The following is an 8,528-nucleotide window of genomic DNA, read 5'->3' as shown; positions in this document are numbered from 1 at the left end:
GGGGTACACGGTTCTCCTTGTGTTACCAGGTCAGGGGGCGACGGGGTGCTGTGGACGCCCGCCGCGTCACTGGGCGGGCGCGTCCAGGGCGTCGAGTTCGGCGGGGTCCATGGGCGCGCGGGGCTCCGGGTCGAGGTGGTCGGTGAGGCGGCCCCGGCGGACGCCGGTGCCGGCGACGTCGATGAAGGAAGGCTGGGACATGCGAAGCCGTCGCCGCGCTCGTACATAAGCAGCAGCGGCTCGAACGGGTCGGGCAGGTCAGGCAGGCTCGCTCCGGACTCCTGCAGAGCACGGAAGTGCAGCGCCCATTCGCAGGTATCCAGGACCATTCCGAAGACCCAGTAAGGAAAACTCTCCCTGACCCGGTGCACGAGCTCGGGATCCGCCCGCACCGCGGGGTCGATGGCGGCCGCGAGGTCGCCGAACGGCCAGCCCGCCCCCTCCACCTCGCGCGCCCACCACGCCCGCCGACGGAGGTACTCCCGCATGAGCACCACCGGGGACTTGCGCTGGCGTCCCCCCGTGGACAGGTCGAACGCCAGGATCCGGTCGGCGAGTTCCTGCTGCGATTCCACTACCCACCAATTACTTCCGATACATCACATCCTCAACGAGGTTACCATCTTCATCCCACTGACGCCTTGATATTTCATTTCCCCGCTCATCGAATTCCTGATCCTTGGCCAACTGACCATTGGAGTACCATTCCCTCCACCTGCCCACAGCCCCCTTGCCGAAGACATTCTGCCCCTCAATACGGGGAGAACCGTCCGGATACCACTCCAACCAGGGCCCGTCCTCGTACCCGTCCTTGTACGTCATCAAGGAGATAATCTGGCCGCTCGGGGCAGCCTCTACCACTTCACCAGTAAACGGCTCCCCCTCGTACAGGAGAGTGCCGAACTCATCACCATCGACTTCATCGTCACGAACGCGCTTCATCAGCTATTCGTCAATCCTTTGATAATTAGGGTGCCCCGGCGGGTACGGAAGCATTCCCGGGTTACTTCCCGCCCCGTCAACCATTCTCGTGCAGTTGGCACAACAAGGCGACGACTGCGGCCCCGCCTTGAAAAGCGGGAAGGAATTATCAATCTGGAAGTCCGAGAACACTTCCGGACCAACGTCCCCTCCTCTCCCCCAGAGCAGTTCGTTGATCGCCTTGACCTCCGCATGCCGCAGCGGGTGGTCATTGAACGGGAACTCCGACTGGCCGACGATTTCACCAGTCCGACGGTCGTACACATCGTACGGCCCATTTTCCCGCATCTGCTCCATCCGTTCCCTGAGCAGCGGATGGACCCTCTCCTCGGGAATAATGTCGTTCCGCCGGCCATTGTACGCTTCAACGAGCTCGCCGGTACGCCTGTCCATCACCACGGAGTTCACCCCCGTGCCACCACCAAACGAACCCTTGGTGATCTCACCCCGTTCCACCATACCGCGAATATCATCCGCACGGCCCTGCAGCACCTCACTGAGATATTCGTTGACGGGTTTACCGTCGACGCTCTCAATAAGACCATCGCCATTGCGTTCCACACGGGACTCATCAAGTGTTTCCAGAATCTGACCAGCCCGGCTGTCGGACGGGAGGCGCTGTGGGCCGCCATCCCCCGCGTCCGTACCGGAGCCATCGCCGTTCCCGTCCCCGGGGCCGTCGCCGCCACCGTCGCCGCCCTCGTCTGCTGGGTCTCCGCTCTCGGGAGAATCCGCATCGGGAGAGGGCTCTGACTGTCCGTCCTGCTGGTTGTCCTGGCCCTCCTCACGGCGGTCGTCGCCAGACTCACCGTCGGGGCCATCGTTGGCCGGCTGCCGGTCGCCGTTCTCGTCGGCAGGGGTCCGGTCTACGGACTGGCCGTCCTCCTCCGGAGCGGAGTCGCCGTGAGGCCCGTCGTCCTCAGACTCGGAACCGCTGCGGTCACTCGGAGAATCCGAGGAATCCGGGGACGGAGGCACGGAGTCGGACGGTCCGTCGCCGCTGCCCGGCTGCCGATCCGACGAGCTGTCGCCGTCCGGGCGCTCCCCACCCCCGACCGGGGCCGGCTGGCGCTCGGAGAGCCCGGCCGCGTCGTCCAGTGCGTCGTTGAGGCCGTCCAGGCGCCCCGCGTCGACCTCCAGGCCGTCCAGCGCCTCGCTCAGCTCCTGCGTGGAGGGCATGTCCTCGGGGCGCTGGCCGATCGGCACGTCGTCGGTGTCCACCCGGTTGGTCGACGGGCCGTCGGGGGCGTCGGCGTCGGGACCACCTCCGGCGCGGCGGCCTCCCTGGATGATGCCCTTGACCAGGCCGGCGCCGACGAACATGCTGCCGATGTTGAGGACGCTCTGGGTGATGACGTACCCCGGCCGGTCGCCCCACTCGCGCCACGGCACGATGGCGTGCGCGAACTCCGTCCAGCCCGTCGAGAAGTTGCCCCACCACTCCCCGAACGAGCCGACCCCCCAGCCGTTCTCACCGTAGAACCCGGCGAGCGCGCCGAAGCCTTCGAGCATGCCGCCGTAGTTGGCCGCGAGGTTGTCGCCCCACTCGCTCCAGGAGCTGACCCCCCAGCCGTTCTCGCCGTACAGCCCGACCAGCCCGCCGAGGTCCTCGGCGATCCCGATGCCGAAGTCCGCGATCCCGTTCCAGGCGTCCTCGTACCACGGGGCGTCGTACTCCTGCGGCGTGGCCCACGGCGTCTCGACGCCCCGCGGCGCCTCGGTGAAGCCGTACGCCTCCTCGCCGCTCCCCAGCACGGTCTCCCCGTCGGGGTTCAGCGCGACGAAGGTCGTGCCGCCGAAGATCGCGGTGATCGCGTTGGCGCAGGTGCGCTCCGCCGCCTGGTAGTCGTTCACCGCCGCGAGCACGTCGTCGTTCAGCCCGTTGTGCTCGTTGACCTTGTCCTCGTCCTTGCGCCAGTCGTCGTCGCCGCGGATGCCGTCGACGAAGTTCTGCGCGTCCGTCTTCAGGCTCCGCAGCCGCGCCAGGATCGGCCGCACCTCTTCGGCGAAGTCGATCAGCGCGTCCCCGACCGTCCCCGTCGCCGACCCGAAGTCGTCGCCGGCCGTCGCCACCGGATCGACGGCCGCCAGCAGGGTGTCGGCCTCCGGTGCGATGTAGTTGCCCGCCAACCCGCCCCAGGCCGACTTGATGTCCTGTCCCGTCTGCGCGATGCCCTCGCCGTCCCCCTTGAGGGCCCGGCCAGCGGCCTCGACCTCGTCCGGGTCCACCGGGGGAATGGGAATCGCTCCGGGATCGATCACGCCGTCGCTCAACGCCGCTGCCCCTCGAATTCAGCCGCCGAGCGGTGAGACATTCCCCCGCTCGCCGATGCCACGGATGTTCGGGCGTTGAGAACAGCGCCCTCGCGATCAAGTCGTCGTGTATGGAAATCCGGACGCGGGGCCCAGGACAGCGAGCCGCCGACGCGGTCCGCTATGCGTCGATCCTTCCCGCGCCTTCCTGGGCGGTCGCGGCCATTTCCAGGTCGCCGTCCAGGTAGGCCATGGTCGCCTCGGTGCACCCGCCGACCGCGCTCGCGCTCTTGAGCACCATGCTCTGCAGCTTGCCGGCGTACTCCTCGACGAACTCGCCCAGCGCCGTGCTGATCGGACCGCTCGCCGCCTGCGCCCCCGCGTTCTCCACGTTGCCGGCGAACGTCGTGATCTTGCCGACGAGACCGCCGGTGCCGTCATCGCCTTGGACGTAGCCGCCGACGGTCGTCATCACGGTGCCCACCGCCGGGGCGTCGATGTCCCATCCAGACATGTGAGCCTGTCCCTCCCGTGAGCGGGCCGGCGCGAAATGCCGCCGGCCCGCAACCCTGTGGAATTGGAGCCGCGCTACCGCCCGGCGGTTCCGAATCTGTCGGCCCGGAAATTCGCGGGCGGCCGCCCCGCGGAAACGTGACCGGAATCGGCCAGCCGCGCTTCCATATCGCTGACGCGGGACATGAGCCGCGCGACGCTGTCGCCGAGCCCGGCGGCGTCTTGGCGGACCTGGTCGCGCAACCGGACCGTGGACGCCCGCAGCCGGGCCTGCGGCTCCTGCGGTTCCGCCTGCTCCGGGGCCGCGGCCGGCCCGTCCTCCGGCGTTTCACCAGCGTTTTCGCCCGCGTCCGCCGTGCCGTCCCAGTCCGCCGGTTCGACGACTTCGAACTTCACGTCCCCGCCCCCTGTGCACACCCCGAAAGAACCCCGGTCAACCTCCCATTACCTGTATTATAAATATCCTTTACCCGAATGGACATGAACGGCCGCATGTGGGCGGTCAGCGATCGCGTTTCGGGGGAACCAGCGGTATCCGGCGTCCGTCTGCGGAGTAGGGAGAGAACGGACGACGGTGCGGCAACCGAGGAACAGGTGAACACATGTCTCGATGGGACTACGGCGAGCAGACCCTGACCACCCTTGCCAGCAACACCTCGGTCTCGAACCAGGACCTGGGCACGCTCATCCAGCAGCTGATCTCGGCCGCCGAACCCCTGGTGGGCAAGTTCAACGGTGCCGGCAAGGCGGCCTTCGACTCGTTCAAGGCCCGTTCCGAGCAGATCACCGCGGACCTGAACGCGGGACTCGGATCGATCAACGAGGGCCAGCGCGGGATGCAGACGGCCTTCTCCACCGGTAACCAGACCATGGCCGAGGACGCCCGCCAGAACATGGGGGCGGCCAACTTCGACGCCGCCAAGTTCCGGACGGCCTGATCGCACGACCGGGAGGGAACCCGATGAGCGACGGACGCAACAGCTACGACATCGGCGCCTCGCAGGAGGCGCAGACCAACATCCACGCCGTCATGGGCGCGCTGGAGGCCATCATCGGCAGCCACGACGTCGACGTGAGCAACGCCATGGCCGACTTCGAGGCCACCGGGGTCTCCGACGAGTACAGCGCCAAGGAGCTCAAGTGGCACAACGCCGCGAACGAGGTGCGTGACATCATCCGGTTGGTGCGCGACACGCTGGAGAGCAACGACGGCACCGCGCAGCAGGCGCTGAGCCGTGCTGGCGCGGCGGTGCAGGCCATCTAGCACCGACGCGCACACGCCGAGCCTGGGGAGGGGCGCCGGCTGGCCGGCGCCCCTCCCGCAGCGCACGCCCGGTGCCTCCCCGCGACACCCCCGACACTGAAGGGCCCCGATGGCACGCGACTACGACAGCCAGCTGCTGGAGTCGGTCGCCGTCCGCCGTCAGCGGCTCCGCGAGGCTGCGCTGTTCGGCACGCTGCGTACCCGCAGGCGGCTCGACGAGAACATCATGCGCATCGTCGTCAGCCTCTGCGTCTCGGCGGTGCTGTGCGCGGGAACGGTCGGCTGGTCCTTCCTCAACACCCAGCTGCGCGACCAGGAGACCGAGCGCGAGCAGGCGGCGGGTCCGCCCAACGTCACAGCGCCTCCGCTGCCGGCCGGCTGGGTCGGCACGGAGGTCACCCTCCCCATGCTGCGCGAGGAGCTGGACCGCGCGGGCGTCCCCTCGGACCTCTACGTCCTTCCGGACGAGCCACGGCCGCCGGCCGGCAGCGTCGCCAGCTACTACCTCGTCACCGACGACGGCGACCGCCTCTCCGTCGGCATCATCGAGTTCGAGCAGGGCCGCACGGGGGCGGAGTTCGTGACGGTGGACGAGGCCGCCCGCTGGCTCTACCAGCAGCTCGTCACCACGGAGTCCGTCCCGGAGCGGCTGGGGGCCGAGGAGGAGCGCACAGCAGCGGAGCAGAACGCCGAACTCGTCACCGAGGCCGGGGAGCGGATCTCCGGCGGCGCCGGCGGCTCCTACCAGCACGCCTTCGAACCGGGGCAGGTCGTCGACGCGTTCGGCCCGGAGAGCGGGTCCCTGCTCTTCCCCGACGGGACGCCGTTCGCGGAGCGCGGCCTCCCGGAGTACGTGCGCACCGCTCCGGAGTCCGCCGACGCGGGCGTGCCCGGGGCCGAGGCCTATCACCGCTACCGGGTGATCTATCCGTTCCGGGCCACCGCGTCGTTCTCCCCGCCCACCGCCGGCAGCCCGGGCGGCGCTCTCCGGTTCCGGGTCACCGCCAACGGGTTCAGCCAGCCCCCCGAGCTGCCGAGCATCCGGTGGCTGCTGAGCAACGGATACCTTGAACGGATCGCGGTGACGGATGTCCCCCAGTAGCCGCGAGTTCGGCCGGCTCCCCGCCCGGGAGCGGGGCCGGGAAGCGATAGGAAGGGCGCGATGACCGCTTGGAGCCGGGTGACACTCGTCGGCGAGCGGCGCAGGGTCGATGCCGTCCTGCCGGCCCAGGAGCCGATCGGCACGCTGCTGCCCGAGGTGCTCCAGCTGCTCGGCGACCCGGTGTCCAGTCCGGCGCAGCCGCTGCACCTGACCACCGCGGCCGGCGTCGTCCTGGACGGCGATGCCACGCTCGCCGGCCGGAGCGTCCCGGACGGGTCGGTGCTGCGGCTGGTCCGCGCCGACGAGCCGCTGCCCGCGCCCGTCGTCCACGAGGTCCCCGAAGCGGTGGGCGACGCGCTCGACGGACACGCGGGGCGGTGGACGCCGGCGGCGGCCAGATGGACCGCCACCTGCGCGGCCGCCGTGCTGTGGCTGGGGCTGGGCGTCCTGCTGTGGACAGGCCTGGGCGGCGGAACCGCCGTCGTGGCCGTCGCCGCCATGGCGGTGCTGCTCGGCATCAGCGGCGCGGCCATCGGCCCGACCTGGCGGGAGTCCCTCGGCACGGCGCTCTCCGTCAGCGGCGCCGTGCTCGGCTGCCTCGCGCTGTGGCTCGCGGCCGATCTCTACGGCTGGCCGGGCTGGGTGCGCTGGGACGCGCTGGCGATCGTCGTCGCGCTGCTCCTCGTCGCCCTCGGGCTGACCTCCCCCCTCGGCCGCGGCGGCGTGGTCGGCGGCGGCATCGCGCTGCTGCTCGCCCTGCTGTGGCCGGTGTGCGCGCTGCTCGGCTTGGACGCGGCCCGCGTCGCGGCGGTCACGGTGGTCGCGTGCGTGGTCCTGCTCAGCCTGCTGCTGCGGATCGCGCTCACCCTGTCGGGGCTCACGGCGCTGGACGACCGGCGCAGCGCCGGCGCGACCGTGGCGCGGACCGACGTGCTGACCGCGCTGGTCAGCGCGCACCGCAGCATGACGGCGGCCATCATCGCCGTGGCGGTCGCCGCCGCGGTCGCCGGCCTGGCGCTGGCGGTGGAGCTCGACGGCTGGACGGCCGCGCTCTCCCTGCTGTTCGCGGTGGTGCTGGCCAGCCGCTCCCGCTTCTACCCGCTGATCGCCGAGAAGGCCGCCCTGATCGCCGCGTCCCTGGTGGTACTGGTGAGCGCCGCCCTGGCCGGGGCCGACCAGGCGACCTGGGCGTTCTGGACGGCGCTCGGGCTGCTCGTGGCCGGCCTGGCGATCCCGGTCACGGTGCTCGCGGCGGAGCCGCCGGAGTACGTCCGCGCCCGGCTGCGGCGGATCACCAGCCGGTTCGAGGCGGTCGCGGTGGTCGCCCTCATCCCGGTGGCGATCGGGGTGTTCGGCACCTACGAACGCCTGCTCAACACCTTCTGACCCACGACCTTCCGGGAGGAGAGGAACGGCGATGGGCGACTCTCCGGAGCCATCCGCCGGCGGCGTGGCCACGGCGGCCGACCGCGGGGACTCACTGCCGCGCCGGGTCGGCCGCGCGGTCGTGCGCACGTTCCGGCCCCCGGACGACGTCGTCGGCGTGATCGAGTCCGGGCGGGCGCTGCAGCGGCCGATCACGACCGGGCGCCGCGTCGTCCTCAGCAGCCCCAGGGGGGAGGCCGACGGCAGCGTGCTGATCGCGCTGCTCGCCATGGCGTTCGCCCACTACCGGCACGACCGGGTGCTCGCCGTCGACCTCGTCCCGGACCGGGGCACGCTCGCCCTGCGGTTCGGCGTGCGGCCGCGGGTGTCCCTCGCCGACCTCGCGGGCGCCAGGATCGAGGCGGACTCCTTCGAGCAGCTGGAGCCCAGCCTGACCCCGGCCCGCGAGCGCGTCTGGCTGCTGCCCGGTGGGGACCGCGGCGCCGGCGCCGCGATGCCTGCGGAGGTGCTGCCGAACGCGGTGCTGCCGCTCACCCGGTTCTTCGGCGTAACGCTGATCGGCCGCGGCCCCCGGCCCGCGGCCGACCTCGACCGCGCCACACTGGCGAGCGCGCACGCCCACGTCCTGGTGGAGACGGCCACCCGGGAGGGCGCGGCCGGAGTCGGCTGGGCGCTGGACCGGATGATCGCCGCAAGCGACGAGTCCGTCCTCGCGCGCACCGTCGTGGTGTTCGTCGACCAGGTCCCCAACGAGGACCGCGCCTTCAACTTCCCGTCGACCGCGGACATCCTGCGCGACGGCGGAGCCGCGGTGTTCCGGCTGCGGCACGACCGGCACCTGGCCCGCACGACGACCATCGACCCCCGCCGGCTCGCCGAGACGTCCCGGACCACCGCGGCCCGGGTGGCGGCCGAGGTGCTTCGCCGCTCCGGCTGACCACCGCGACCCCGAGGAGAACCATGACCACCCCACCACCGGACGGACCCTGGCCGCACCACCCGTTCCCGGACACCGGCCCAGGCCCGGCC

10 protein-coding genes are annotated in these 8,528 nt (G+C 70.9%); 5 read left to right on the top strand and 5 right to left on the bottom strand.

The genetic code is table 11. The annotated features are described in order from the left end of the window. The 5 genes from DEF28_RS28610 to DEF28_RS23885 form a co-directional block, all read right to left on the bottom strand. Positions 1 to 575, bottom strand: a 575-nt coding sequence (locus DEF28_RS28610) for a hypothetical protein (protein ID WP_233515507.1), incomplete at its 3' end; no start/stop codon positions are given. Positions 576 to 585: 10 nt separating this feature from the next. Continuing rightward, the gene (locus DEF28_RS23900; RefSeq protein ID WP_114400370.1) at positions 586 to 942 is read right to left on the bottom strand and encodes a toxin-antitoxin system YwqK family antitoxin; all 357 of its coding nucleotides are present in this window, start codon (positions 940 to 942) and stop codon (positions 586 to 588) included. A gap of 3 nt (positions 943 to 945) precedes the next feature. Then, complete coding sequence (locus tag DEF28_RS23895) at positions 946 to 3,255, bottom strand: YwqJ-related putative deaminase (RefSeq protein WP_147280250.1); 2,310 nt, start codon at positions 3,253 to 3,255, stop codon at positions 946 to 948. A gap of 160 nt (positions 3,256 to 3,415) precedes the next feature. Beyond that, the gene (locus tag DEF28_RS23890; RefSeq protein WP_114400368.1) at positions 3,416 to 3,748 is read right to left on the bottom strand and encodes a DUF6507 family protein; all 333 of its coding nucleotides are present in this window, start codon (positions 3,746 to 3,748) and stop codon (positions 3,416 to 3,418) included. Positions 3,749 to 3,822: 74 nt separating this feature from the next. After that, positions 3,823 to 4,143, bottom strand: a complete 321-nt coding sequence (locus DEF28_RS23885) for a hypothetical protein (protein WP_147280249.1) — start codon at positions 4,141 to 4,143, stop codon at positions 3,823 to 3,825. Between the two features lie 206 nt (positions 4,144 to 4,349). Here DEF28_RS23885 and DEF28_RS23880 point away from each other — a divergent pair, with 206 nt between their 5' ends. The 5 genes from DEF28_RS23880 (at position 4,350) to DEF28_RS23860 (ending at position 8,436) form a co-directional block, all read left to right on the top strand. After that, on the top strand, positions 4,350 to 4,685 hold the full coding sequence (locus DEF28_RS23880; RefSeq protein WP_114400366.1) for a hypothetical protein: 336 nt from the start codon (positions 4,350 to 4,352) through the stop codon (positions 4,683 to 4,685). 23 nt (positions 4,686 to 4,708) lie between these two features. After that, a complete protein-coding gene (locus DEF28_RS23875; protein ID WP_114400365.1) occupies positions 4,709 to 5,011 on the top strand; it encodes a pore-forming ESAT-6 family protein in 303 nt (100 codons plus the stop codon). Between the two features lie 109 nt (positions 5,012 to 5,120). Next, positions 5,121 to 6,113 carry a TNT domain-containing protein gene (locus DEF28_RS23870; protein ID WP_114400364.1) on the top strand — a complete coding sequence of 331 codons (993 nt, stop codon included), beginning with the start codon at positions 5,121 to 5,123 and terminating at the stop codon, positions 6,111 to 6,113. Positions 6,114 to 6,173: 60 nt separating this feature from the next. Next, positions 6,174 to 7,499, top strand: coding sequence for a type VII secretion integral membrane protein EccD (eccD, locus tag DEF28_RS23865; protein WP_114400363.1), 1,326 nt, complete (start codon positions 6,174 to 6,176; stop codon positions 7,497 to 7,499). A 31-nt stretch (positions 7,500 to 7,530) separates the two neighbouring features. Next, positions 7,531 to 8,436 carry a MinD/ParA family ATP-binding protein gene (locus DEF28_RS23860; RefSeq protein ID WP_114433480.1) on the top strand — a complete coding sequence of 302 codons (906 nt, stop codon included), beginning with the start codon at positions 7,531 to 7,533 and terminating at the stop codon, positions 8,434 to 8,436. The last annotated feature ends 92 nt before the right edge of the window (positions 8,437 to 8,528 follow it).

This window comes from Marinitenerispora sediminis, assembly GCF_003336425.1.
Lineage (GTDB): Bacteria > Actinomycetota > Actinomycetes > Streptosporangiales > Streptosporangiaceae > Marinitenerispora > Marinitenerispora sediminis.
Note: the sequence above shows the minus strand (reverse complement) of the source record. Positions and strands in the feature narration are given on the sequence as shown.

Excerpts from the sequence above, each read along its gene's own strand:
- DEF28_RS23880 (WP_114400366.1), top strand. The coding sequence starts at position 4,350 with ATGTCTCGATGGGACTACGGCGAGCAGACCCTGACCACCCTTGCCAGC.
- DEF28_RS23875 (WP_114400365.1), top strand. The coding sequence starts at position 4,709 with ATGAGCGACGGACGCAACAGCTACGACATCGGCGCCTCGCAGGAGGCG.
- DEF28_RS23860 (WP_114433480.1), top strand. The coding sequence starts at position 7,531 with ATGGGCGACTCTCCGGAGCCATCCGCCGGCGGCGTGGCCACGGCGGCC.
- eccD (WP_114400363.1), top strand. The coding sequence starts at position 6,174 with ATGACCGCTTGGAGCCGGGTGACACTCGTCGGCGAGCGGCGCAGGGTC.
- DEF28_RS23890 (WP_114400368.1), bottom strand. The coding sequence starts at position 3,748 with ATGTCTGGATGGGACATCGACGCCCCGGCGGTGGGCACCGTGATGACG.
- DEF28_RS23900 (WP_114400370.1), bottom strand. The coding sequence starts at position 942 with ATGAAGCGCGTTCGTGACGATGAAGTCGATGGTGATGAGTTCGGCACT.
- DEF28_RS23870 (WP_114400364.1), top strand. The coding sequence starts at position 5,121 with ATGGCACGCGACTACGACAGCCAGCTGCTGGAGTCGGTCGCCGTCCGC.